Source organism: Vibrio sp. Vb1018, from assembly GCF_033338775.1.
GTDB lineage: Bacteria > Pseudomonadota > Gammaproteobacteria > Enterobacterales > Vibrionaceae > Vibrio > Vibrio alginolyticus.
In genome coordinates this window covers 423482-447664 of the sequence record NZ_JAWOTI010000001.1, presented here as the reverse complement: position 1 = coordinate 447664, position 24183 = coordinate 423482, and the positions used below count along the sequence as shown (strand labels likewise).

General features: G+C 44.8%; 20 protein-coding genes. 12 read left to right on the top strand and 8 right to left on the bottom strand.

Going from position 1 to position 24183, the window contains the following annotated elements:
* The first annotated feature begins 69 nt into the window (after positions 1–69).
* The 5 genes from R7Z10_RS01905 (at position 70) to R7Z10_RS01885 (ending at position 10349) form a co-directional block, all read left to right on the top strand.
* Positions 70–2523, top strand: a complete 2454-nt coding sequence (locus R7Z10_RS01905) for a glycogen/starch/alpha-glucan phosphorylase (protein WP_005374836.1) — start codon at positions 70–72, stop codon at positions 2521–2523.
* Between the two features lie 117 nt (positions 2524–2640).
* The gene (gene malQ / locus R7Z10_RS01900; protein WP_005374838.1) at positions 2641–4821 is read left to right on the top strand and encodes a 4-alpha-glucanotransferase; all 2181 of its coding nucleotides are present in this window, start codon (positions 2641–2643) and stop codon (positions 4819–4821) included.
* A gap of 283 nt (positions 4822–5104) precedes the next feature.
* Positions 5105–7297 (top strand): 1,4-alpha-glucan branching protein GlgB, encoded by a 2193-nt coding sequence (gene glgB, locus R7Z10_RS01895; RefSeq protein ID WP_318103777.1) that lies wholly within the window; start codon positions 5105–5107, stop codon positions 7295–7297.
* Positions 7298–7433: 136 nt separating this feature from the next.
* Positions 7434–8108, top strand: coding sequence for a monofunctional biosynthetic peptidoglycan transglycosylase (gene mtgA, locus R7Z10_RS01890; protein ID WP_025998606.1), 675 nt, complete (start codon positions 7434–7436; stop codon positions 8106–8108).
* Positions 8109–8288: 180 nt separating this feature from the next.
* The gene (locus R7Z10_RS01885; protein ID WP_318103775.1) at positions 8289–10349 is read left to right on the top strand and encodes an alpha-amylase; all 2061 of its coding nucleotides are present in this window, start codon (positions 8289–8291) and stop codon (positions 10347–10349) included.
* Positions 10350–10418: 69 nt separating this feature from the next.
* Here the strand turns inward: R7Z10_RS01885 and R7Z10_RS01880 are convergent, their stop codons facing one another.
* Together R7Z10_RS01880 and R7Z10_RS01875 are read right to left on the bottom strand one after the other, a co-directional pair.
* On the bottom strand, positions 10419–11135 hold the full coding sequence (locus R7Z10_RS01880) for a DsbA family protein (protein WP_053349997.1): 717 nt from the start codon (positions 11133–11135) through the stop codon (positions 10419–10421).
* A 96-nt stretch (positions 11136–11231) separates the two neighbouring features.
* Positions 11232–11519 (bottom strand): hypothetical protein, encoded by a 288-nt coding sequence (locus tag R7Z10_RS01875; RefSeq protein ID WP_080996838.1) that lies wholly within the window; start codon positions 11517–11519, stop codon positions 11232–11234.
* Between the two features lie 448 nt (positions 11520–11967).
* Between R7Z10_RS01875 and R7Z10_RS01870 the strand changes: the two genes are divergently transcribed.
* The 5 genes from R7Z10_RS01870 (at position 11968) to R7Z10_RS01850 (ending at position 15510) form a co-directional block, all read left to right on the top strand.
* A complete protein-coding gene (locus R7Z10_RS01870) occupies positions 11968–12708 on the top strand; it encodes a nucleoside recognition domain-containing protein (RefSeq protein ID WP_213891063.1) in 741 nt (246 codons plus the stop codon).
* Positions 12708–13175, top strand: a complete 468-nt coding sequence (locus R7Z10_RS01865; RefSeq protein WP_005374849.1) for a YjiG family protein — start codon at positions 12708–12710, stop codon at positions 13173–13175. The genes R7Z10_RS01870 and R7Z10_RS01865 overlap by 1 nt, the downstream gene beginning before the upstream one ends.
* A gap of 9 nt (positions 13176–13184) precedes the next feature.
* Positions 13185–14309: a M20 family metallopeptidase gene (locus R7Z10_RS01860; protein ID WP_025768633.1), complete on the top strand. Its 1125-nt coding sequence runs from the start codon at positions 13185–13187 to the stop codon at positions 14307–14309.
* 212 nt (positions 14310–14521) lie between these two features.
* On the top strand, positions 14522–14896 hold the full coding sequence (locus R7Z10_RS01855) for a YkvA family protein (protein WP_054700617.1): 375 nt from the start codon (positions 14522–14524) through the stop codon (positions 14894–14896).
* A 170-nt stretch (positions 14897–15066) separates the two neighbouring features.
* Entirely contained in the window at positions 15067–15510 is a 444-nt protein-coding gene (locus R7Z10_RS01850; RefSeq protein ID WP_054576577.1) for a DUF6795 domain-containing protein, read from the top strand.
* Between the two features lie 133 nt (positions 15511–15643).
* Here R7Z10_RS01850 and R7Z10_RS01845 read toward each other — a convergent pair whose 3' ends face one another.
* The 4 genes from R7Z10_RS01845 to R7Z10_RS01830 all read right to left on the bottom strand — a co-directional run bounded on the left by R7Z10_RS01845 (position 15644) and on the right by R7Z10_RS01830 (position 20641).
* Positions 15644–16108 carry a DUF6795 domain-containing protein gene (locus R7Z10_RS01845; RefSeq protein ID WP_225491615.1) on the bottom strand — a complete coding sequence of 155 codons (465 nt, stop codon included), beginning with the start codon at positions 16106–16108 and terminating at the stop codon, positions 15644–15646.
* 402 nt (positions 16109–16510) lie between these two features.
* The gene (locus R7Z10_RS01840; protein WP_054576578.1) at positions 16511–17815 is read right to left on the bottom strand and encodes a dicarboxylate/amino acid:cation symporter; all 1305 of its coding nucleotides are present in this window, start codon (positions 17813–17815) and stop codon (positions 16511–16513) included.
* A gap of 389 nt (positions 17816–18204) precedes the next feature.
* Positions 18205–19470: a DUF1835 domain-containing protein gene (locus R7Z10_RS01835; RefSeq protein ID WP_318103772.1), complete on the bottom strand. Its 1266-nt coding sequence runs from the start codon at positions 19468–19470 to the stop codon at positions 18205–18207.
* 280 nt (positions 19471–19750) lie between these two features.
* The gene (locus R7Z10_RS01830; protein WP_021450521.1) at positions 19751–20641 is read right to left on the bottom strand and encodes a LysR family transcriptional regulator; all 891 of its coding nucleotides are present in this window, start codon (positions 20639–20641) and stop codon (positions 19751–19753) included.
* 109 nt (positions 20642–20750) lie between these two features.
* On the opposite strand from R7Z10_RS01830, the gene R7Z10_RS01825 reads away from it, so the two are divergent.
* Positions 20751–21059, top strand: a complete 309-nt coding sequence (locus R7Z10_RS01825) for a monooxygenase (protein ID WP_005499937.1) — start codon at positions 20751–20753, stop codon at positions 21057–21059.
* 4 nt (positions 21060–21063) lie between these two features.
* The gene (locus R7Z10_RS01820) at positions 21064–21438 is read left to right on the top strand and encodes a hypothetical protein (protein WP_318103769.1); all 375 of its coding nucleotides are present in this window, start codon (positions 21064–21066) and stop codon (positions 21436–21438) included.
* Between the two features lie 64 nt (positions 21439–21502).
* On the opposite strand, the gene R7Z10_RS01815 is transcribed toward R7Z10_RS01820, so the two are convergent.
* A complete protein-coding gene (locus R7Z10_RS01815; RefSeq protein ID WP_318103768.1) occupies positions 21503–23671 on the bottom strand; it encodes a polysaccharide biosynthesis tyrosine autokinase in 2169 nt (722 codons plus the stop codon).
* A 51-nt stretch (positions 23672–23722) separates the two neighbouring features.
* Positions 23723–24163 carry a low molecular weight phosphotyrosine protein phosphatase gene (locus tag R7Z10_RS01810; protein WP_154204039.1) on the bottom strand — a complete coding sequence of 147 codons (441 nt, stop codon included), beginning with the start codon at positions 24161–24163 and terminating at the stop codon, positions 23723–23725.
* Between the last annotated feature and the right edge of the window lie 20 nt (positions 24164–24183).

Below are 24183 nucleotides of genomic sequence, written 5' to 3'. Positions count from 1 at the left end.
ATGTTTATTCACAGAGGTAAATGCACGATGTATGGCAGATGAATTACCAAAAGACGTGAGAATTTCGTAATGAAACCTACTCAACAAAAACAATTTGACAAGAAGTCGTTCCAAGAAAGCGTAAAGAAACACCTATCTGTAACTTACGCTCATACGATTGAAAACGCAGACAGCCGCGCATGGTACCTAGCAATGGGGCATGCTCTGGCTGAATTTACTACTCTAGATTTGCTTGCGACAGAAGAAGATCCACGCATTAAAAGTGCGAAGAGCGTTAACTACCTTTCGCTAGAATTCCTTATCGGTCGTTTGACTGGTAACAACCTAATCAGCATGGGTCTGTACGAACAAGTAACAGAAGCAATGGCTGAACTAGGTTACAACCTAACTGATCTGCTAGAAGAAGAGCGCGACCCATCATTGGGTAACGGTGGCCTTGGTCGTCTGGCTGCGTGTTTCATGGATTCATGTGCGGCACAAGAATTCCCAACTGTCGGCTATGGTTTACATTACGAATACGGTCTATTTAAACAGTCATTCAAAGATGGTCGCCAGCAAGAAGCACCTGACGCTTGGCGCGGTGTAGAAGGCTACCCTTGGGAAATTGCGCGTCCAGAACTTGCGCAAGAGATCGGTTTCTACGGTCACGTTGAAGTGATTAACGAGAACGGTAAAGAAGTTCGCAAATGGGTACCAGGCATGACAGTAAGAGCAATGCCTTGGGATCTTCCAATTGTGGGTTACGAATCAGACACGGTTTACCCGCTACGTCTTTGGGAATGTCAGGCGATTGCACCATTCTCACTAGCAAGCTTTAACAATGGTGATTACTTCGAAGCTCAGCACGCACTGATCGACGCAGGTAACATCACTAAAGTGCTTTACCCGAACGACAACCACGAGAAAGGTAAAACACTGCGTCTAATGCAGCAGTACTTCCACTCAGCAGCGTCTGTACGTGACATCCTACGTCGCCACGAAGCTGCGGGCTACTCGCTAGCGGATCTACCTAAGCAAGAGACTATCCAGCTTAACGATACGCACCCAACGATTGCGATTCCTGAACTAATGCGCATCCTGATGGATGAAAAAGGTTTAGCTTGGGAAGCTGCTTGGGAAATCAGCTCTAAGACATTTGCTTACACCAACCACACGCTACTTCCAGAAGCACTAGAGACATGGCCAGAGTCGCTAATCCAGCACCTGCTACCACGTCATATGGAGATCATTTACGAGATCAACCACCGCTTCCTACAAGACGTACGTGCAATGTGGCCGGGTGATGTCGCGAAACAACAGAAGCTTTCTATCATCGAAGAAGGTTTCCACCGCATGGTTCGCATGGCAAACCTATGTGTAATCGGCTCTTACGCAGTAAACGGTGTAGCAGCACTTCACTCTGAATTGGTTAAGAAAGACCTATTCCCAGAGTTCCACGAAATGTACCCGACACGTCTACACAACGTAACGAACGGTATTACGCCACGTCGCTGGTTGAAGTTCTGTAACCCAGGTCTGTCTCAGCTTATCACTGAGAAAGTCGGCCCAGAATGGCCAGCGAAACTAGAGCAACTTGAAGGTATTGCGAAGTACGCTACTGACGCGACATTCCAAAAAGAATTCATGGCAGTGAAGAAAGAGAACAAAGAACGCCTAGCAACTTGGGTGAAAGAGAACATGGGTATCGAGCTCGATACTAATGCAATCTTCGATGTTCAAATCAAGCGTCTGCACGAGTACAAACGTCAGCATCTAGACTTGCTACACGTACTGTCTCTGTACCACCGTATTCTTAATGAACCAGGTTTTGAGTGTACGCCACGCGTTGTGTTCTTCGCAGCAAAAGCAGCACCGGGTTACCACCTAGCGAAAGAAATCATCTTCGCAATCAACAAGATTGCAGACAAGGTGAACAACGATCCTCGCATCGGTAACAAGCTGAAAGTGGTATTCATCCCTGACTACCGCGTGAGCATGGCTGAAATCATTATCCCTGCGGCTGACGTTTCTCAACAAATCTCGCTAGCGGGTAAAGAAGCATCAGGTACAGGTAACATGAAGATGGCGCTAAACGGTGCGCTAACTATCGGTACAATGGATGGTGCAAACGTTGAGATTCGTGAGGAAGTAGGCGATGAGAACATCTATATCTTCGGTCTAGATGTTGAAGGTGTGAAAGCGCTGAAAGCTCAAGGTTATAACCCATTTGATTACTACAATGCGGATCACTTACTCAAAGCGTCCATGGACCTACTACTGGGTGAAGAATTCACTCCAGGTCAACCGGGCTTACTGCGTGCCACATACGACAGCCTACTAGACGGCGGTGACCCGTACTTATGTCTTGCGGACTTTGCATCTTACGTGAAAGCGCACGAAGACATGAGCGAACAATATAAAGATCAAGCTGGCTGGGCGAAGAAGGCCATTCTTAATACCGCCCTTGTTGGCAAGTTCACGTCAGACCGCTCAATCCGAGACTACGTGAACAATATCTGGAAACTTGAAGCGGTGAAACGCTAATAGAACCTAGTTAAGACCAAGGTAGCCAAGCGCTACCTTTGGTCATTTTCCAAAAGAAGTTATTGATAACAATAAAACCCTACATGGAAGGTGTTGGTATTACCTTCGGAGAAAGCGATGAAAGAACAAACAGCATTAAAGAAAGTCGCGGAAATGGCGAGATTGGCTGATAGCTATGTCAGTGCTTGGGGAGATGAGGCTAAAGTGTCTGAGGAGACGCTACGCCGCTTGCTCGCTTCGCTTGGCTACGATACTAGCAGTGATGAAAAACTACTGGCTTCTGCTGAAAAGAAACATAAAAAAGACGTACTAGCCCCTGTTCTTGTTTTACGCGACGGCGAACCAGTCGAAGTGGAACTAAACCTAGGTACGAGTGCTCGTGAGAGTGAATTCAGCTGGCGTTTAGAAACAGAACAAGGAGAGGTACTTGAAGGCTATCTTCAGTCCCAAATTGTTCGTGATGAGCGTGCTGAGGGTGGCCCTCTAGTGTTTGCATTGCCAAAGAACTTGGCTTGGGGTTATCACAAACTGATCATCAGTCGTAAGCGTCGTAAAACACCTTACGAGATGTCATTGATCATTACGCCGAAAGCGTGTTTCAAACAAGACGATCTAAACCAACACAAAAAGCTATGGGGTCCTAGTATCCAGCTTTACACACTGCGTACTCAGCATAACTGGGGCATCGGTGATTTTGGCGACCTAAAACAACTGGTGAGTGATATTGCCTCTCGTGGCGGTGACTTCATTGGCTTGAACCCTATTCACTCGCTGTTCCCTGCGAATCCAGAAGGGGCAAGCCCATACAGCCCGTCTTCTCGTCGTTGGTTGAACATCATGTACATCGACGTAAGCTCTGTACCTGAATTCGCGCTAAGTGCAGAAGCACAACAGCGAGTGGGTAGTGCAGAGTTCCAACAACGTCTACAAAAAGCGCGAGACTCTCATTGGGTGAATTACACCGAAGTTTCGCAACTAAAAATGAGCGTTCTTCCGCTGCTATTCAGTGAGTTTAAAGCTCGCCATTTAGACAAGAACACCGATCGCGCTCGTGCCTTCTTGGACTTTGTTGAAAAAGGCGGCGACAGCTTGCTACATCAAGCTGCATTCGATGCACTTCATGCTGATTTACATGCAGAAGATGCAAACATGTGGGGTTGGCCTGTATTCCCTGAGAAATACCGCACATTCGACGCAGCTGGTACTCAGAAGTACATCAAGGATAACCAAGATCGTGTTCACTTGTACATGTACCTGCAATGGATCGCAGACGATCAAATCAAAGAAGCACAAGCGCTAGCCGAAGAAAAAGGCATGGCTGTGGGTTTGTACCGCGACCTTGCGGTTGGTGTTGCAGATTCAGGCAGCGAAACATGGGCAGACGAAGGCGCGCTAGTATTGGATGCAAGCATCGGTGCGCCGCCGGATGTACTTGGTCCACTAGGCCAAAACTGGGGTCTGCCTCCGCTTAACCCTCAGGTTTTAGAAGCGACTGGCTACGACGCTTATATCAAATTGCTACGTGCTAACATGAAGCATTGTGGTGCATTGCGTATCGACCACGTACTTGGCCTGCTTCGCCTTTGGTGGATTCCAAAAGGCGAGAAAGCGACAGAAGGCGCATACCTGTACTACCCAGTTGAAGACATGCTAGCAATCCTAGCGTTGGAATCTCACCGTCATCAGTGTTCTGTAATCGGTGAAGACTTGGGTACTGTACCTGATGAAATCGTTGATATCCTTCGTGATGCGGGTGTGCATTCGTACAAAGTCTTCTTCTTCGAAACATCAAAAGACGACGGTGGTTTTATTTCTCCGAAGCATTACGCAGAGCAGTCTATGGCGGCATTGTGTACGCACGATATGCCAACACTACGCGGTTTCTGGCACTGTGATGACTTGAAGATGGGGCGTGAGATTGGTTTGTACCCTGATGAACAGCAGTTGGAAGGCCTATTCGCTGACCGCTTGAAGTGCAAACAAGGTATTCTAGACAGCGTTCGCTGGCATGGCTATCTGCCAGAAGGCATTGGTCATGATGCTCAGTACGTGCCAATGGATTCATACCTAAGCGAAGCGCTGCAACTGCACGTAGCTGCGGGTGACTCTGCACTGCTTAGCGTTCAGCTTGAAGACTGGCTAGAAATGGATCAACCGGTCAACATTCCTGGCACGGTGGATGAGTATCCAAACTGGCGTCGTAAATTGTCGATGAACCTAGATGAAATCTTCAGCCGTGAAGATGTGAATCGTATTTCTAAACGCCTTACTGAAGTTCGCGCACAGGCGAGTAAGTAAGATGCCTAGAGTGGCGTAGATGGACGAGCTGATTACCAATTTTGTTAGCTCAGAGGTACGAAAGTTCCGTCTAGGTCACTCATTCCTAAAACACAATCCGTTAGGATGAAGTACCGTTATTATGCCCGCGACAATAGCGGGCATTTTTGTATTTTGACGCCGTTTACGCAACGAACGTGAGAAGCGGAGTCTTTTTGTGAGTTCACAACGTTGGCTGTGGAGAAACCGATGTTTGATTCAGATCTCTGGTCTTGAAAAGGATGTTGGCTCTAGGGAGAAAGATTTGAAAACCACCAAAACCAAGAAAATAAAGAAACAACACGAACGCGCATACGAACTGCTTGCTGAGGCGGCTTACTCAGATCCATTTGCGGCGCTGGGTCCATTCATTGACGACGAAGCTTCGCTGAGAGTTTGGATGCCGGGCGCAAACAAGGTTGAACTGCTTGTTAATGGTGAACCTCGCGTGGCGCTTGAGCGTGATGGCGACAGCGGTTTCATCTTAAAAGAACAACGCGATTTACACCTGACCCACTACCGTTTAGCGGTCGATTGGAATGGTGTTGAACAAATTATTGATGACCCGTACCAGTACCACAATATCTACCAAGAGTACGAGCATCTGCATACGCCAAAAGACATGTATCACTACATGGGCGCACACTTTGTCACGCTAGAACGTGGCGGTGAAAACATCTCTGGTGTGCGTTTCCTTGTTTATGCACCACATGCATCGGCTGTTAGCCTTGTGGGTTGCTTCAACCAATGGGATGGCCGTCGTCATCCAATGCAACGCCTAGACTACGGTATCTGGGGCCTATTCATTCCTGGTCTGGAAGAGGGGGTACAATACAAATTTGAGCTCAAAGGGCCAAATGGGGAAGGGCTTCCTCATAAACAAGACCCTTGGGGTTTCTACTCTGAGCAATACCCATCGTTCGCGTCCATTACTTACGATCACAAGCGTTACCAATGGCAAGATGCGAAATGGCAAAACCGTGCAGTGACGCAAAAGCGTGATGAAGCGTTATCGTTTTACGAGCTACATGCTGGATCATGGAAGCGCGACGAGAAAGGTGATTTCCTGAACTACCGCGAACTCGCGGAGCAGTTGGTGCCATACCTTGTGGATATGGGCTACACCCACGTTGAACTGATGCCTGTGTCTGAGCATCCATTCTATGGTTCATGGGGCTATCAACCTGTTGGCTTGTTTGCACCAACTAGCCGCTTTGGCTCCCCTGATGATTTCAAATTCTTCGTGGATGCGTGTCACCAAGCTGGTATCGGTGTTGTGCTGGATTGGGTACCGGCGCACTTCCCATCGGATGATCATGGTTTAGCGAACTTTGATGGTACGCCTCTGTTCCATGATCCAGATCCGCGTCGCGGTTGGCACCAAGACTGGAACTCATACATCTATGATTTAGGCCGTGAACATGTGCGTCGCTTCCTTGTATCGAATGCGCTGTACTGGTTTGAACAATTCCATATCGATGGCATTCGCGTGGACGCTGTCGCGTCGATGCTCTATCTCGATTATTCACGTAGTCACGATCAGTGGGTACCAAACGTCGACGGTGGCAACGAAAACTACGACGCAATCGCAACCTTAAAATGGATGAACGAAGAAGTGTACAAGCACTTCCCGAATGCGATGACGATTGCGGAAGAGTCAACGGCGTTTCCGGGCGTGTCTGCGCCAACCTTTATGGGTGGTTTAGGTTTTGGCTTCAAGTGGAATATGGGGTGGATGCACGACAGTCTTTCATACATCAAAGAAGATCCTGTTCACCGCAAATACCACCACAATACCATCACATTCCCGCTGGTTTATGCGCACAGCGAGAACTACGTCTTGTCTCTCTCTCACGATGAGGTGGTGTACGGCAAAGGCTCTATCCATAACAAGATGCCGGGTGATGAATGGCAGCAAACCGCAAACCTACGAGCATACTACGGTTATATGTATGGTCAACCGGGCAAAAAGCTGAACTTTATGGGCGCGGAAATTGGCCAAACGGCGGAGTGGAACCACGATGATCAGTTGCAATGGTTCTTACTGGAATATCAGCGTCATCAAGGTGTCCAAAAGCTGATGCGAGATTTGAACCACTTATACCGAAATGAAGCGGCGATGCACGATCAAGATTGTGTTCCTGCTGGTTTTGAGTGGCGTCTACAAGACGAAGCGGATGCGAGCATCCTAGCGCACGAGCGTATTAGTAAAGAAGGTGAGCGTATTCTGATCATCACCAACTTTACGCCCGTACCACACGAGCGTTTCCGTTTAGGTGTTCCAAATGCAGGTCAATACGAACTGCTACTGAATACAGACGACAGCAAATACGGCGGCAGCGATTTTAAAGTGCTGACCAGTGTGAAAACGGAAAAAGTTGAAAGTGAATCACTGCCTCAATCACTTGAGCTTCGTTTGCCTCCACTTTCAACCGTGTTCTACAAGCTGCACAAATAATTTAGTCTAATCAAATTCTAAGCCCGTTTTACATTGTAAATCGGGCTTTTTTTGACCAAGTTTTCACTAACGATAAACAGACTGCATACTCTATACTTGCATCATATTGTTTTGTTAAATCAGGCTAGGTCGGACTTTGAGAAAGATTAAATCCCTTCTGTTCAATATCTTATTGGTGCTTTTGCTTTTACCAGTGATGCTCGTTGGCATAGTGAAATACATCGATCCACCAATTTGGGGATGGAAGATCAGCCGCATGATTTCTCCTCCTGAAGGATTTCCTGAAGAGAGTCAAAATGAATGGGTGCCTTTGAGTGATATTTCTAAACACATTCAACTGGCCGTGATTGCGACAGAAGATCAAAAGTTCCCGACCCATTACGGAGTGGATTTTGATTCCTTGTTTAAAGTGATCTCAGAGTCTGGCGAGAACGGTCCCTCTCGCGGTGCGAGCACGATTACTCAGCAAACTGCAAAGAACGTGTTTCTGTTTCCTTCACACTCTTATGTGCGCAAAGCGTATGAACTTTATTTTGCTCTGCTGATGGAAGCAATGTGGAGTAAAGAACGCATTCTCGAAGTGTATTTGAATGTGGTGGAGTTTGGGCCGGGTATTTATGGGGCGGAAGCCGCTGCACAAAACTACTTTGGTATTCCAGCTAAACAACTTTCAACACGCCAAGCAGCAAGGCTTGCGGTGGTGCTGCCAAATCCGTATCGCATCAAAGTCTACCCTCAGACTTCTTACACCATCAGCCGCGTCAATTGGGCGATGAGACAAATGCGCAACCTAGGCAGCGTGCAGCTTTAAACTCCCTTTTATCCTGCTCGTAAATAGAACTACGCCCCAATAAAAGCAAAATGTGAAGCGTCACAAGCTTTAGGGCGTAGCCTTTCAGAATGATGTGCTCAGTTTTTCATCCATTTACTATTAGTGTGAATAAAACTACAACACGAATACTGCGCCTATGCGCAACCAATGGACTGAACGATGAAACTGAATCTGATTACGACGACCTTATTGCTTGCATCGGCAAGTGCCATCGCCGAGCCAAACATCACCATTTCTACCACGACCAACAGCCGTGACTTTCCTTTAAGTGCAGAGCAACCTTTGGTTGTGCCCTTAACCAAAGACGGATACACGCTCAAAATCACGGGTGTTGAAGGCGACTGTGTCGCGCCTGATGGTCAGAAGGTCAAATTCAACAAACCTATCGCGCTGAACTGCGGAAAACCAACAGAACTGCCGTTAAAAATCCGTTTTACTGGCGATTACTCTTTTGCTTTTGATGCGGAAGCCAAAACTCTACGCTTCAAGCGTGAACCTAAGAAAGCTGCCAAGACAGAATTCAAACGCCCAATCCCACAAGTGCAATGTGAGGTTTACCGAGGCGGCGAAGTCACCATCGCGCTGGGTGACAGTTTCCCCGATGGCACCAAGTTGCGTGATGCCTATTCTGGTCAAATGGTCGAAGTAAAAGATCAGCAAGTATCGCTGACACCAAGCAAAGATTCCGGCGGTTTGGTGCTACTAGAGCCAGTGAAGAAAACCAAAGAAGCAGTACCGTTTGATTACCGTAATGCCAACATTTACTTCGTGATGGTCGACCGTTTTAACAATGCCGATACCAGCAATGATAACAGCTATGGGCGAAAGAAAGACGGCAAAGAAGAGATTGGTACCTTCCACGGTGGTGACCTAAAAGGCGTGATCGAAAAGCTAGATTACATCAAGAGCCTAGGTACAGATGCAATTTGGCTGTCGCCAATTGTTGAGCAAGTGCATGGTTTTGTGGGCGGCGGCGATAGCGGCTCATTCCCATTTTACGCTTACCACGGTTACTGGACGCGTGATTTCACCAAGATTGATGAGAACTTCGGTAACGAAGATGACCTGAAAAAGCTGGTGGAAGAGGCACACAAACGTGGCCTTAAAGTATTGATGGACGCAGTAATCAACCACACCGGTTACTCAACGTTAGCCGATTTGCAATTTGATGGTATTGAGGTGTTAAAACCAAACGCTGAACTACCTAAGAAGTGGGGGGATTGGCAACCAAAAGCGGGTAAAAATTGGCATAGCTACCACCAGAATATTGATTACCAGAGTCCAAACTGGGCGAAATGGTGGGGCGGTGACTGGATAAGAACAGGTCTACCGGGATACCCAGTTCCGGGCAGCAGTGATATCACCATGTCATTGGCGGGTTTGCCTGACTTTATCACTGAATCAGACAAAGCCGTGAAGCCAGCTCAATGGCTATTGGATAACCCTGGCACTCGCGTTGAGGCGCGTGATAATTACACCGTCTCGGACTACCTAATTGAGTGGCAAACTGATTGGGTGAAACGCTTTGGTATTGATGGTTACCGTGTCGACACGGTGAAGCACGTTGAAGGCGATGTGTGGAAACGCTTGAAAGAAGAGGCATCAAGCAGCCTTGAGCAATGGCGTAAAGAGAACGGTAAGTCAGGTCAGCCATTCTGGATGATGGGTGAAGTATGGGGACATACCGCTTATCGCAGCCCTTACTTTGACGATGGCTTTGACGCGTTGATTAACTTCGACATGCAGAAGAAGTTAGACAAAGGCGCGGCGTGTTTCAGCCAAATGGCAGACACTTACCAAAGTTACGCAGATACTATCGCCAATGAGAAAGACTTTAACCCTGTGAGCTACATGTCTTCTCACGATACCGAGCTGTTCTTCTCTCGCTTCAAAGATTACGGTATGCAGCGTAACGCCGCGAATGCACTGCTTCTGAGTCCTGGTGCTGTTCAGGTTTATTATGGTGATGAAGTTGGTCGTAACATTGGTCCTTACGCGGATGATTTCCACCAAGGCACACGTTCTGACATGGTGTGGAAGCTATCGGATGAGAAGCAAGCGCTACTCAAACACTGGCAAACCCTTGGTCAGTTCCGTAAAGCGCACCCAGCGATTGGTGCAGGTCAACATCAAGTGATTGAACAAGAAGGTGCGTATGTGTTCTCTCGCTCGCTTGGCAATGACAAAGTCGTTGTGGCGTTTGTGGGTCGCGAAAAGTAGTTAGAACTTCGTTTTAAGCCTAGATAGAAAAAGCCCTTCCTTGAGTTATCAGGGAAGGGCTTTGTTGTTTTAGTTCGCCAGTTCTTGGTCGATGACTTGTTCTAGCTCGTCAAACGGCACATAGCCAGGAATGACTTGATCATTAATGATCAACGCAGGCGTGCCGCGTAAACCAAGTTGCGTGAAATACTGATAGTTTTTATCAAGCAACGCCTTGGTCTCTTTGTCGTCGACAAGCTGCGCTTCTGTCCCCGTTTTTTTCGCGATTTGATTTAAGGAACGTGCGTCATGTGCGCCCGGTTTTTTCACCAATAACTCATGCACTTGTTCGTACTTATCTCGCTGGTTTTGCCAAACATTTAATGCGTAACTTGCCGAGTTGTAGCCGTTTTTCTCGTATTGTTCTTTAAAAGAGACATTGAGGTTAAGCACTTTTACCTGCGGATATTCCTTACCAACTTTGACCAGCTCTCCTTCTAAACGTTTACAAAAAGGGCAGCTGTAGTCTGTTACGTTAATAATGGTTAACTCAGGGTTTTCAGCACCAAAAGAGGAATGTTTGCCATCACTTAGATATTGACGAACCTCCTTCAAGGTGTCGCCAAATGACTGTTGATACGCAATGTACTCTTGAAGGTTTTGGTGCAATGAATCAAGAATTTGAGGGTTATCTTTTAGTATCTGATTAACTTCCTCTAGCTTTTGTTCTGCGGTCTTTTCTGATGCGAAAGATACGGCAGATACGATAGCCATCGTTAACGCCAAAAGTGTACGAGTGAATGTCATAATATTTCCTAAAACTTTTAAATTTCGTTGTTTGTTATGTGAAGTGAATAAAATATGCACAAAAGTCAGGCAGAAAGGTCTCTCGCCTTGCTGGCTTTATTCTCTAAACACGCAAAGTTTTAGGTGAACCCGATACTTTTCCGGTATCGGTTCTGTGTATTCCAGATAACGAATTGCTGTGGTTGTCATCGGCAGCGCCACAATCAAAGCAAACAGAAAAAATGGAATAAGAATATGATCAAACTGATGTTGGTACGCTTGAACCAGCTTTTCTGAAAGGTCGCAAGATGGTGATAAATTCACACTCTCATCTTGCTGACTCTGTATTTGGTGAGCCTTCGGGCAGTTTTTCGAGAAACCAGAATTTTGGCTTAAGCATATCATCACCACCCAAAGCACGAGGGCGAGTGTCCATTTGGCTATTTTATATTGTGAGCGTAACAATGGGTCGTATAGTCCTGTTAATTCTGGTTTATGCCGTTTACATATGACCGGGCCATCCTAACCTAAATTTCGTGGCTGAATGTTACTTTCGAGTTAATCGATGTTGCCTCAATGCCAAAGTATGAAGTACGTCATGCATGTTGTAGAAAGCAATATTCGTCAGAATCATTTGTTGAGTTGATGAAGAAGTCGTGAACTATCAACATAGATTAATATACCTAATTGTTAGCACAAATTTTTATTATCTTTCAATTGTGATTGGAATCATAAAATAAAACTTCATAACTGAGTCGCGATAATGTTCGGCAGACGGATTGATTTTGATCATCTCTCTAGCACATTATTCAGGTGAACATATGTGTTAAGGTCCACATGTGTAGGTAATGTTATGAAAATTCCTGTTCAAACTGAGCGTAAAGTTACACTGGGGTGCTACGTTGCTCTGGCGTTTGCGGTTGTGTTCTTTTCTGGTCTGATGCAATCCAACGAATGGTACGGTGTATTCGACTTTACAACGCTTAATGGCTCTTTCGGTAAAGTGGCTTACGGCGTAACGGAAGGTGCGGATGGCGAGGTACAAGCTGCGACCACATCTTTCCGTGGTACTGGCGGTAGCGGTGCTCGTGACGGTTTCATTTTCGCACTTACTTTGATTCCAACCGTTATGTTCGCATTAGGTATGATCAACGTACTTGAGCACTACGGTGCACTTGAAGCAGCTCGTAAGCTTCTTACTCCTCTTCTACGTCCTCTAATGGGCATCCCTGGTAACTCTGGTCTGGCTTTAATTGCTTCTCTACAAAGTACCGATGCAGGTGCGGCAATGACGCGTCAGCTAAAAGATGAAGGTCACCTAACTAAGCGTGAAACGGACGTATTTACCATGTTCCAGTTCACTGCAGGTGCAACCATCGTGAACTTCTTCTCATCGGGTGCTGTGCTGTTCACACTGACGATGGCTGACGGCTCTCTAGCAGTAACGTCTTCTATTGGTTTAGCAGTTGTGGTGATGTTCGCATTTAAGATCATCGGCGCGAACCTGTTCCGTATCTACCTGAACATGACGGAAGGTAAAGAAGACAAGCAAGACCAAAACAAATCAGAGAACCTAAAAGAGGAGACGGCATAATGGGTGACGTTAAAGCGAAAAAACCAATGGTGACGGATATCTTCGTCGAGGGTGCTAAGAAAGGCTGGGTAATTGCGACTACCTCTACGGTGCCTAACGTATTGATGGCGTTCGTTATCATCAAAGCGCTTCAAATCACTGGCGCGTTGGATCTGATGGGCACGGTGTTTTCTCCAATCATGGCAGTGTTTGGTCTTCCGGGTGAAGCAGCAGCGGTATTGATCGGTGCTTGGATGTCGATGGGCGGTGCGGTTGGCGTAGTGATTACGCTGTTTGACCAAGGTATCCTGAACGGTACGCACATTGCGATTCTTGCGCCTGCTATCTACCTAATGGGCTCTCAAGTTCAGTACATGGGTCGTATCATGGGTCCAATTGGTACTGAAGGTCGTTACATCCCAGTTATGATTGCAATCTCAGTATTGAACGCGTTTGGCGCAATGCTGGTGATGAATCTGTTTGTCTAGGAGTGAGTCATGCAATTCTCTCTAAATGAATATCTAGAAGAGCTACGTCCGCTGATTAATGTGGATTGTGGCACTTACACGACTGATGGTATCGAGTTTATCGCTTCTCAATTTGAAGAGAAGTACCAAGCGATGTCAGGTTGGAGCGTAAAACGCATCGACTGTGGCAGAGCGGGCATCGGTCTTGAAGTTCGAAACAAGCCGGAAGCTGAGCAAATCGACGTAATGCTGATTGGTCACATGGATACCGTGTTCCCTGTGGGTACTGCTGAGCTTCGTCCAATGTCTCAAGATGCAGAGAAAGCCTACGGTCCGGGCGTCTCGGACATGAAATCTGGCTTGCTGAACATCGTATACGCGATGCGCAATCTAGACCAAGCGGTGTTGGATAAGTTGTCTATCGCTATCTGCATGAACCCAGATGAAGAGACGGGCTCTCTGGACTCTGTGGATTGGATTCAATCAGTTGCGAAAAACGCTAAGAATGTGCTGGTTGCAGAAGCAGCACGTGCAGACGGTGGTTTAGTGAAAGCGCGCAAAGGCATGGCTCGCTACAAAATGACCTTTAATGGCGTTGCTGCTCACGCAGGTAACGAGCCAGAAAACGGCCGCAGCGCAATCACTGAGATGGCGAATTGGATTCTGGCTGTCAATGCAATGACCAACTTTGAATCTGGTACCACATTGAACGTCGGCATTGTTTCTGGCGGCAACGGTGCGAACATCGTCCCTGAGCACGCGGAAGCGATCGTGGATGTGCGTTTCTGGAGCAACGAAGAATACGATGATGTCGATAGCAAGCTAAATGGCATGCTGGAAACACCATTCGTTGGTGGCGTGAGAATTGAGTTGGTTCGTGAAGCTTATAAGCCTTCTATGGTGCCAAGCCCACAAACAGAAAGCCTGATGATGCTAGTTGAAGAAGCCGCAAGTGAACTGGCGATCGAAATCAACTGGAAAGAAGTAGGTGGTGGCTCTGATGCAAACAACACGGCGATTCTTGGTGTTCCAACTTTGGATGGTCTAGGACCTATCGGTGCGGGCTTCCACAGCGATCAAGAGTACTTGTTGCTTGAGTCTATTGAACCACGTATCAAAATGTTGATACGTGTACTGGAGAAGATTGTTCAATAAGGCATTCTGCTTCTAAAGCTTGGCTCCCAAAGCTTTTGGTTTCAAAACTTTTGTTTTCCAAGACTTTTTGTTTCCAAGGCAATAATCCCCGGACTTCGGTTTGGGGATTTTTCTATCTGTGTTTCACTTTACTATCATTTCTTGTTATTAATCTTGCGTTCAGGTTCGATTTATTAATATGTTGGACATAGTCATAAATTTCGGAGGCAACGATGACCACAACAATGTCTGTAAAATCGGCGCCGAAAGACGCCAAAGATCAAACGATGCAAGCGCCAGATGAGAAAACATTCTGGCGAAAAATGAAAGGGTCGGTTAAGAAAGCGGGTGAAGAAATTGCCGTAATGGGCATAAAATCATGGCTCGCGATGGCAGATTCCAACACCTCTGTTCGCCACAAGGCTATTTTAGGTGGCGCGCTGGCTTACTTCGTCCTACCAACAGATATGGTGCCAGACGTACTAGCTGGCGTCGGTTTTACCGATGATATGGCGGCACTTACCTTAGCCGCGAACTCAGTCGGTAATGCCATCACTAAAGAACACGAAGCACAAGCTAGAGAAAAACTGAATTCGATGGTGGAGTAGGTATGGCCCATCAAACATGTTCTATGTTTGGTTTAGCGCAAACAAGAAATTGTTATTTTTAACATTTACTCAAAGCACACGAGCTCGTCACAATACGTTTTTCCGTAGTAGATTTGCTCGATTTGAAAGGGTACTTTCAGATTCAAGTTTTTATCTAAGAGAAACCTTTCATGTACAGGTATACGCCAGATATTATTGGTATGCTAACTTTGAACGGAAAACCGTTGTCATCTCAATTAGTGGTCCTCCGAGTCGGTGTGCGTGGAACCATTCATGAGTTTCAAACTATTACTGATGCTAACGGATCGTTTGCCTTCCCTGCATTTGAAGAGCATGAGTCTCAAGACTTATTGAACTTAGATCAGAAATACGTGCTCGTTTTCCTGAAGACTCATCTAGCAAATGGAGAAGAGGTGACGATATGGGAGTCTTCAATTGATGGTTATGAGACTTATGAGTTTGCTAGAGAAAATATGGGAAATTTGAATTGTGAAGTAACCAATGAAGTTTACTACTTCGCTTTTTCTTATTTTGGAAATGGTGAAGATGATACTTATGTGTACAGTCAGTGCAAACTAACTGGTTATGTAGAATCAGGAGTATACGAAAGTTAAGTAGTGAATTACTTTAGAGAAATATTCTGCGAATTAGCACTTTGATTGATATGTTTAAACTTGATTGAGGCGTGCAGGTATAGCTTTTTCTTTTAAAGAACTTTGAGTTTAATAATCATCACAATCATAAACTCTATGAAAAATGTCTTTTATATAAAAATCCATTTAAATTGCAGTTGCTAATAACCATTAGATCTCCAGCATTTTCTAGATTGATATTCTTGAAAAAGTATCGAAACTCGGTATCTTCAAGCTCACAGTAAAGATTACTTAAGTTGTCCTCTATAAATATAGGTGGTGAAACGTAGTTTAACTGAGACTCCCAAATATATTTCTTTTCTTCATTTATATAGGTATATATTCCGATATATGAATATGTTTGATTCAAAGCTGATTCTTTGAACCTTTGAGCATGTATGACTGGTTTAAAGTGAAATTCACCTAACTCATTAGTACTTGAACTCCTTTTGTAATTATTTTTTAAAAAATTAGCTTCTAAGTAAACCGTTACATTTTCTAGAGGTCTTTGATCAAGAACTAAAGTACCTTTTACCTCTGGGCTTAATGTATATTTAAATTTCTTAAAAAAATCGAACATACTTTCGTTGAAACCTAATGCAAGTATTGGAAATGAGAAAATGAATAAAAAAGACTATTTTTAAACATGAAATTATGATGTATGTATCTTAGTACCAACTTAATTATCAGACTACTATCTATCGCGATTTGGTTTTGAACTTTAATTTGATAATGGAATTTGTATCTCTATATGATGAAAATGTTCCTTATATCATTTTCAAAGTGATAAACATAGGCGAGTTATCTTAACCCTCTAGATGAACTAATATAGAATCTAACTACTTACCGATTAGTAATTGAAACAACCTCGGGGGACGAGAAATTTATCTAAACCTTTTTGACTTCGGGTTAATTGGAAATAAAAAACCACCTTAGAGTAAGGTGGTTTTTGCTTAGACAGGATAATTTAACTTGGAAGGGTTTAAGCTTCCGCGCGTTTCAGGTGCACTTCTTCTTCGGCTACGCCTGCCATTGGGTCGTTGAAGCGAGCTTCATCCAATGCACCTTCTGATTTCGCAACGATGACGGTCACAGCACTATCACCAGTGATATTTACCGCGGTACGAATCATATCAAGAAGACGGTCAACACCCATGATAAGTGCGATACCTTCAAGCGGCAGACCAACTTGGTTCAATACCATTGCCAACATTACTAGACCCACACCAGGAACACCTGCGGTACCGATAGACGCCAGAGTTGCCGTCATGATAACCATTAGGTAATCGCCCATAGTTAAATCAATATTGAAAGCTTGAGCAATAAACGCAGTTGCTACGCCCTGCATGATCGCCGTACCGTCCATGTTCACGGTTGCACCAAGTGGTACTGTGAACGATGATACACGGTTCTCAACACCCATGCGGTGCTTTGCTGTTTCCATTGTCACTGGAATCGTCGCGTTCGATGATGCTGTAGAAAAAGCAAACATGATTGCGTCTTCCATCTTACGTAGGAACGTAATTGGGTTTAGACCTGTGAAACCTTTTAACATTAAGCTGTAAGTAACTAGACCGTGTAGGACAAGCGTACCAGCCAGTACTAAGAAGTACTCTGCCAGATTGACGATCGCGCCCAGACCAAGACCAGTAAATAGCTTCGCCATTAAGAAGAACACACCATAAGGTGCCAAGTTCATCAAAATCGCGACCAGTTTCATGATCACTTCATTCAGATCAGAGAAGAATGCTGCGATGCGTTCGCCTGGTTTACCCGCTGCACTGATCGCGATACCGAATAGCACGGCGAACACGATAACTTGCAGAGTTTTACCTTCTGCCATTGCGCTGATTGGGTTGGTCGGGAACATATCGATGATCACCTGACCTAAAGATGGCGCTTCGGCTGATTTGAATGAACTTGCTGCCGTTAGATCTGCCCCTGCCCCTGGCTGGAATAGAGTACCCATAGTTAGAGCAAGCGTAATCGCGATAGCCGTTGTCGTAACGTAGAAAGCGAGGGTTTTACCGCCCATGCGACCCAGTGTAGAGAGGTCTTTGAGAGAGCTAGTACCACAAACTAACGAAACAAATACTAGCGGTACAACAAGCATTTTTAAGCTGGCAACGAAGATCTGTCCACCAACTTCGAATAATCCATTAACAATGTATGCGTCGACAAATCCGTTGTCGGCAAAAAGTGTGCGAATTGCAAATCCTGTCAAGATACCCGCAACCATACCTAAAATTACGCGGCTGGTAAGCGACATCGGTTTCTTGGTATTCATGAGAACACTCCTTATAGTTATGCACCTTGAGTTCACTTCAAAGCGGCGAGCAGATTAGCAGCGGAGTGAGAAAATACGAAAGAATAATCCTCTAAATGGTTAATAGATGTGAACTTTATCACTAATAAAAATGGGATTTTAACCAAATATTAACGAATTGGCCGGATGAAAAGTTTGTATTTTAACAATTTTATCGAATATACAACCGATAACAAAGAGGATTTACAATAAATTTTAATAAGAGATAGAGTGCATACTCTCTTGGAGTGGATGCATTTCTGCATAACTATTTAAGTTATATTCAGGCTAGCGGTCGCTTCTTTAGGGATAATTTAGTATTGAGTGTTCATCAGAGCCAACGAACCCGTTATGCTTTCATATTTGTCAACTCAATGATGGTTGGCAAGTGTAGTTAGTTGGAGGTGATCCCAGCTCCAATAACTTTGACTGGTATTTTTAATCCCTCCAACCCAATAGCATTGTTTCGCTCGTATTAAGCCTTCCAAACACTGCTTGCCAGCCTCAGTGATACGGACGCTTTGTTCCCACCAGTGCCTTTCACGTGACTCAATCGTGATCAAAGGTGTTTGACACTGTGCTAGAGGGAGGAGTAACGCGTAAAACATCACGTCTCCTAGGTAAGGAAGAGGTTCTAGTTGTTGATATTGCTCAAACCAATCTTTGATGGGAATTGAACGATTTTGCGAGTTCAAAACCTTTAGTGCGAGGTGTTGTGTCAAGCTCAATCCAGTTTGTGAATTAGGTAACTCTTGCAAATGGCGTTTAAGCACGTTGAGTATATTGGGCAAGCAATCCAGGTTATGCAGCTGAATCAAATTAACTATGGAAATAGGTGTCGGTGATGTAATAGCGTGCCAACACCGTTTAGCCTGACTGAATAATTTTGCTGTCACAGGTTTACGGTATCGCCAACAAGAACGAATAGCTTCTTCAGGCAACGGCCCAAAGCCGATGAATCGCTCAGTACCCGGAAACTGGTTCAACTCAATGATCTCTATCACTTTGTTCTCTACATTCTCTAACAGTGTTAGAGCACGAATTAGCATCAATTGATCATAGCTGTCATGTTCGACCCAAAAGACGATTCGTTCAAATACATCACTTTGCAACAGATCGAGGTTTGATTGTTCCAATGTGACTATATCTTGAACCGAGTCTTCACGCTTCATCACAGGCAGCAGAGTCTCTACGACATATTGGGCACGAATGGCAAGGAAGTTCTGTGGTGTTGCTGGTATGGGGCCAATACAAAGCGGATCGATCAGGGCTAAAAATGTCCCTTCAAATCCGCTGGCTTTAAGTTGTTGTTGAATGTCGTGGCCACAACGAACGTGTAGCGTTTTTACTTTCGCATCTAGGGGCGGTTTTTGTTCTTTGATGGCTCGTTTGTGCGCTTCTAGCTCTTCGACATGAGCTTTTAGTTTACTCCAACTGGATAAGCCCAGTTCTCTTGCGAGTGCATGTTGAACGTCAGCCAATTGAATTGTATTGGGAGTCAATGACTCTGGTTTGGAGTGACATCGCTTAACTAACTCCAACGTAGTGTCATCGTATAGGCGGATAGCTTTGAGCCTTTTTTTAGCAATGGATTTTTGCTGATTGATATTGATCGAGAAGCTATTTGTAGAGTTCATATTTCACCTTTCTTATTTCTTCCACACTCGCCTAAATAGAAGCTAAAAAGAAGGTAAAAACAGATTGTGCCTGCTAAACCAAGCAGGTGAGGATATTGCCGTGAACCGAGTTCTTTCCGCGAGTGTTGGGTGCTTTAGGCATGAGCAGAGTGATAGTAGGTGGTCGCTATCCTTCGTGCAACCTTTTGTGAGAGTGTAGCGTCACAAAATGGCCGTTTCTCTATATTTAGGGAGAATCAATAGGCGATAACACTAGCGATTCAACTCAATACCACTGTCGCTAGGCTCGAGTTTCTACACTTTTGAGTAAAGTACGATAAAGCGCTTGAGTCGCAGGACCACTTTTGGCTCCTTTGGGCAAAGTGAGGTGCAGCGCAACTTGATATTGATGGGAGTGTTCGATCTCCAATACTTTAATTTTATCGCTCTTGCGGGCTGCGACTAAGTGCGCTGGTAGCCGACAAAATCCAGCGCCTTGCTCTACGGCGTGAAAAGCGTGGTCGAAGTTATCGACGGTAATACGCTGACGTGCGCGTAACCAACCCACATCTCTTTTCGTTTTGTCTGAATTGCCTAAGTCACGGATGACAATTTGGCTGGTGGTTGCAAAATCGTCGATGGAAACATGCGGCTTTTTAGCGAGTGGATGGTGTGCTGCGATTACAGGCAGCATGGTTGTTACGCCAAATGCTTCGGCAGGGTAGTTGGTTATCGGTAAGTTGATGATTGCGATGTCAGCGAGCTCATTTACGACCATTTCGGTTGTTTTGCTCAGTGACGTTTCAACCACTTGAACGGAGGTCGTGTTGTTGTCCTCCAAAAATTGACTGAGTGGTGCATAAAGCCAACAAGGGTCACAAAGATGATCTACTGCGACCGTGATTTGAGATTCCACCCCACTTTTTAACTGCTCGCTGATGACTTCCAGTTCCCGCGCTTGTTCAAGCATGGATTGTGCACGACGCAGTATGGTTTTACCGTGCTCAGTCAAACCTGCTTTGCGTCCTCGTACTTCTATAAGTTGAATACCAAGTTGGTCTTCTAACTTCCTCACCGAGTAGATCAATGTGGTATGGCTCTTGTTGAGCAGCAAAGCTGCGGATTGAATGCTGCCTTCTTGATCAATCGCTTGTAGCGTTTGCCATTGTTCTAAGGTCGTTTTTAGTCTCATGAGTCAATTTTTTAGACAGTTAATGGCAAAATTATGAACTTTTTTGTCAGTTTTATAAAGGTAATAATCTTGTCATCGAAAGCGAGTCAGTAAGAAGAGGAGACTCAAGATGGCGAAATTATTGCAAGTTGATTTTGAATTTCATGGTCCGTTTGGTGAAGAGATGTCGAATGCTTTGGTCGACTTAGCTAAGTCGATTAACCAAGAGCCGGGCATGATTTGGAAAATTTGGACGGAAAGCGAAAAAGACAAACTCGGTGGTGGTATCTATCTTTTTGAAGATGAAGCCACGGCGCAAGCTTATCTCGAAATGCATGCCGCACGCTTACGAAAAATGGGCGTAGTCGAAGTACGAGGTCAAATCTTCGATATCAATGTGCCGTTAACGACGATCAATCAAGGGCCTATTGGAGGATAAGGAGATGAGGACCAACCGCACTTTTCTAACCGTTCATGGTGTCATATATACGGTATTCGCTTTTGCGTTGTTTTTTGTACCAACCATGATGTGGCCGATGTATGGCGTACAAATTAACGACCAATACGCGCTGTTTTTATCGCAACATACGTCGATCTTTTTAGGTGGAATCGCTGCGGTGAGTTTGATGCTACGTGATGTGGAATCTGGTAAGACTGCGAAACAGCTGTTTAAGGCATTATTGATTACTAATGGGTTAGGGGCTGTGATTACTACCTATGCCAGCATTACAGGAGTATTTGTCGGTTTTGGTTGGAGTGACCCAATATTCTTTGTCTCGCTCAGTTTGTTGACGTACAAGCAATTAAGAGTGCAATAGAAAAAGCCCTGCTGTTTCTAGCAGGGCTTTGTAATATTTGGTCAAATTAGCGATCTAGATTAATTCATGATTCGCTTTTGTACGCGTAGTTGTAGTAGCCGTATCCATAGCCGTATGAGTTAGATGCTTTTTTCTCAACCGCATTGAGAATCACACCTTTAACTTCTACACCTGATTGCTCGAAGCGACCACGTGCTACCTCAATTTCTTTCAATGTCGTTTGGTCGAAGCGAGCTACCATCAATGTGGTGCCAGCAAGTGCACCAACGATGCTTGGATCCGTTACTGCAAGTACAGGCGGTGTATCGATGATGACTAGATCGTATTGTGCAGACATCTCGTCAACAAAGCTCTTGAAGCGAGGGTGCATAAGAAGTTCTGACGGATTTGGTGGTACTTGGCCGCGAGTCACAACATCTAAATTATCAATGGATGTAGATTTAATGATGTTGCTAAGGGATGTCTTACCGCTCAAGTAATCAGAAAGACCGTTGTCCCAACGTAGACCGAAGCATTGCTGCAAATAACCTTTACGCATATCCGCATCAATAAGCAGCACTTTCTGACCGGTTTTCGCAGCGACGGCCGCAAAGTTGGTCGATACAAATGTTTTGCCGATAGATGGTGCAGGACCTGAAATCATAAGAACGTTATTCTTCGCTTCCATCATTGCAAAGTGCAAGCTAGTGCGAAGACTACGTAGAGCCTCAATGGAAAGATCGGCTGGGTTAGCTTCCGCTAGAAGGACTAGCTCATTGTTGCTGCCTTTGTTGCGCTTAAGCTTGTTTGCAAATTCCAGTTGTTGAATAGATTTTGGAACGCTTGCGTAAACTGGCATGCCAATCTGTTCAATTTGATCTGGTGTTTCCACACCACGGTGGAATGCTGCACGAATTAATACGAAAGCAACGCCTGCCATACCGCCAAGCAGTGTTGCTAGCACAACGATAAGCGCTTTTTTCGGCTTAATTGGCTTAGAGAAAGATTGAGCGTTATCTAAGATTCGAACGTTGCCAACTGTTCCGGCTTTAATAATGTTGAGCTCTTGAACCTTGTTCAATAGTTGGATGTAGATTTGTTGGTTTACTTCTACATCGCGTGTCATACGTAGAACTTCACGCTGTGTTTTCGGTAACTTTTGAACTTGTTTATTAAGACGTTCTTTCTCTTTTAATAGTGTTTCACGTTTATCAAGTAGCGACTTATAAGCTGGGTGATCCTGTGTGAAGCGTTGGCTGATCTCACTTTCTTTGAATGTAAGCTCATTTAGCTGTGCTTCTAACTCAACCATTACTTTCAGCGTTGACTGAGCTTCAAGGCCTAAGTCGATAGATTCATTTTCTTGACGGAACCGATTTAAAACGTCTTCAGAAGCGGTCAGTTTTGTTTTGATGTCTGGGAGGTGACCTTTCAAGAACTCGAGGCTTTGCTCTGCCTCTGCAGAATTTCTTTGAACGTTTTGTAAGAAGTAGTTTTGGCTAATGTCGTTCAAGATATCTTGAATCTTAGCGCGGTCTTCACCAGAGAAGCTTAAAGATATAATCCCGGTTTGCTTACCACGTTCGCTAATCGATAAGTTTTCTTGAAGTTTATTAATTGCATCTAATTTACTGATTTTGCTGACCGTGAATGAGTCACCAGTTTGAGCCACAAGTTCAGTCGCCAAAAACTGGTATCCATTCTTCTCAAGCAGTTCACCAACTTTACCTTCTAGAATGACGTTATTGTCATCTTCTAAGAGCCTGAACGTCTGTTTTTCAGAATCAATAACTTCAAGAGTTAAAGGAACGCCAACTGCGTAAGAAGGAGCATTAAATCGTGAAACGCTCAGACTGATTTGCTCACCTTGTAGTCGAGCTAGGCCTTTACCAATAATTGGCATGTAGTTTGGAGAAACGACAGTCGTTAAGTTGAACTTATCAACAGTACCGCCCAAGATCATACGAGATTTGATGATCTCTATTTCTGTTGTCGCTGATGATTCTGCTGAAAACAGCTCTCCCATATCACCAACCATCGCTGAAATACCACCTGAACTCTTACTTTCGATTTGGATAAGAGCGTCAGCTTTATAGATAGGTGTTGATAGAATGGCAACGCCGACGCCTATAATCGAAAATAGGACTACGGTACATAGAATGAGCCATTTGGCATCGAGAATGATCCCAAATAACTTTCCCAAATCGATCTCATCGTCGGCTTGACGTGATTGCTTAATAGTTTGTGTTGTCATTACTTTAACTTCTTAAATACCTTGCCATTGGCGTTTATTTAGCCTTGCGGCTTATAGTTTTTGAGACCACGCTTTTGCTGCTTTTTCTATAAGCGTATATGCATGTTCGAAAGCTTCTCTACTTTGTCTGTATGGATCAGGGATGTTTTGTTCATTTATCCACTGTCCAAACAGCATCGTTTTACCTCGTGCCTCAGGAGCGATTTTGGTTAAGGCTTCTAAATGACCTTTTTCCATAACCAATATCAGATCGTATTGAGCGCAAAGCTCAGGTGTTAATTGTCGTGCTTCGTGTCCATCTAAGCTTACGCCACGTTCGTTCGCGATAGTGGTTGCCATCTCGTCAGCTGCTTTTCCCGTTAGATGGCTCTTATCTACTGCGATTCCTGCTGATGCGACATGTTTGTTTGGTAGTAAAGACTGCAAAAGCCGCTCTCCTGTTGGAGAGCGGCAAATATTACCGACACAGACGACAAGAATATTAGAAAACAAATGCTTACCCTACTTTAAAT

Excerpts from the sequence above, each read along its gene's own strand:
- R7Z10_RS01870 (WP_213891063.1), top strand. The coding sequence starts at position 11,968 with ATGAAAATTCCTGTTCAAACTGAGCGTAAAGTTACACTGGGGTGCTAC.
- R7Z10_RS01835 (WP_318103772.1), bottom strand. The coding sequence starts at position 19,470 with ATGAACTCTACAAATAGCTTCTCGATCAATATCAATCAGCAAAAATCC.
- R7Z10_RS01860 (WP_025768633.1), top strand. The coding sequence starts at position 13,185 with ATGCAATTCTCTCTAAATGAATATCTAGAAGAGCTACGTCCGCTGATT.
- malQ (WP_005374838.1), top strand. The coding sequence starts at position 2,641 with ATGAAAGAACAAACAGCATTAAAGAAAGTCGCGGAAATGGCGAGATTG.
- R7Z10_RS01845 (WP_225491615.1), bottom strand. The coding sequence starts at position 16,108 with ATGTTCGATTTTTTTAAGAAATTTAAATATACATTAAGCCCAGAGGTA.
- R7Z10_RS01850 (WP_054576577.1), top strand. The coding sequence starts at position 15,067 with ATGTACAGGTATACGCCAGATATTATTGGTATGCTAACTTTGAACGGA.
- R7Z10_RS01820 (WP_318103769.1), top strand. The coding sequence starts at position 21,064 with ATGAGGACCAACCGCACTTTTCTAACCGTTCATGGTGTCATATATACG.
- R7Z10_RS01815 (WP_318103768.1), bottom strand. The coding sequence starts at position 23,671 with ATGACAACACAAACTATTAAGCAATCACGTCAAGCCGACGATGAGATC.
- R7Z10_RS01875 (WP_080996838.1), bottom strand. The coding sequence starts at position 11,519 with ATGATATGCTTAAGCCAAAATTCTGGTTTCTCGAAAAACTGCCCGAAG.
- R7Z10_RS01880 (WP_053349997.1), bottom strand. The coding sequence starts at position 11,135 with ATGACATTCACTCGTACACTTTTGGCGTTAACGATGGCTATCGTATCT.
- R7Z10_RS01855 (WP_054700617.1), top strand. The coding sequence starts at position 14,522 with ATGACCACAACAATGTCTGTAAAATCGGCGCCGAAAGACGCCAAAGAT.
- R7Z10_RS01865 (WP_005374849.1), top strand. The coding sequence starts at position 12,708 with ATGGGTGACGTTAAAGCGAAAAAACCAATGGTGACGGATATCTTCGTC.
- R7Z10_RS01905 (WP_005374836.1), top strand. The coding sequence starts at position 70 with ATGAAACCTACTCAACAAAAACAATTTGACAAGAAGTCGTTCCAAGAA.
- R7Z10_RS01885 (WP_318103775.1), top strand. The coding sequence starts at position 8,289 with ATGAAACTGAATCTGATTACGACGACCTTATTGCTTGCATCGGCAAGT.
- R7Z10_RS01825 (WP_005499937.1), top strand. The coding sequence starts at position 20,751 with ATGGCGAAATTATTGCAAGTTGATTTTGAATTTCATGGTCCGTTTGGT.
- R7Z10_RS01830 (WP_021450521.1), bottom strand. The coding sequence starts at position 20,641 with ATGAGACTAAAAACGACCTTAGAACAATGGCAAACGCTACAAGCGATT.
- R7Z10_RS01840 (WP_054576578.1), bottom strand. The coding sequence starts at position 17,815 with ATGAATACCAAGAAACCGATGTCGCTTACCAGCCGCGTAATTTTAGGT.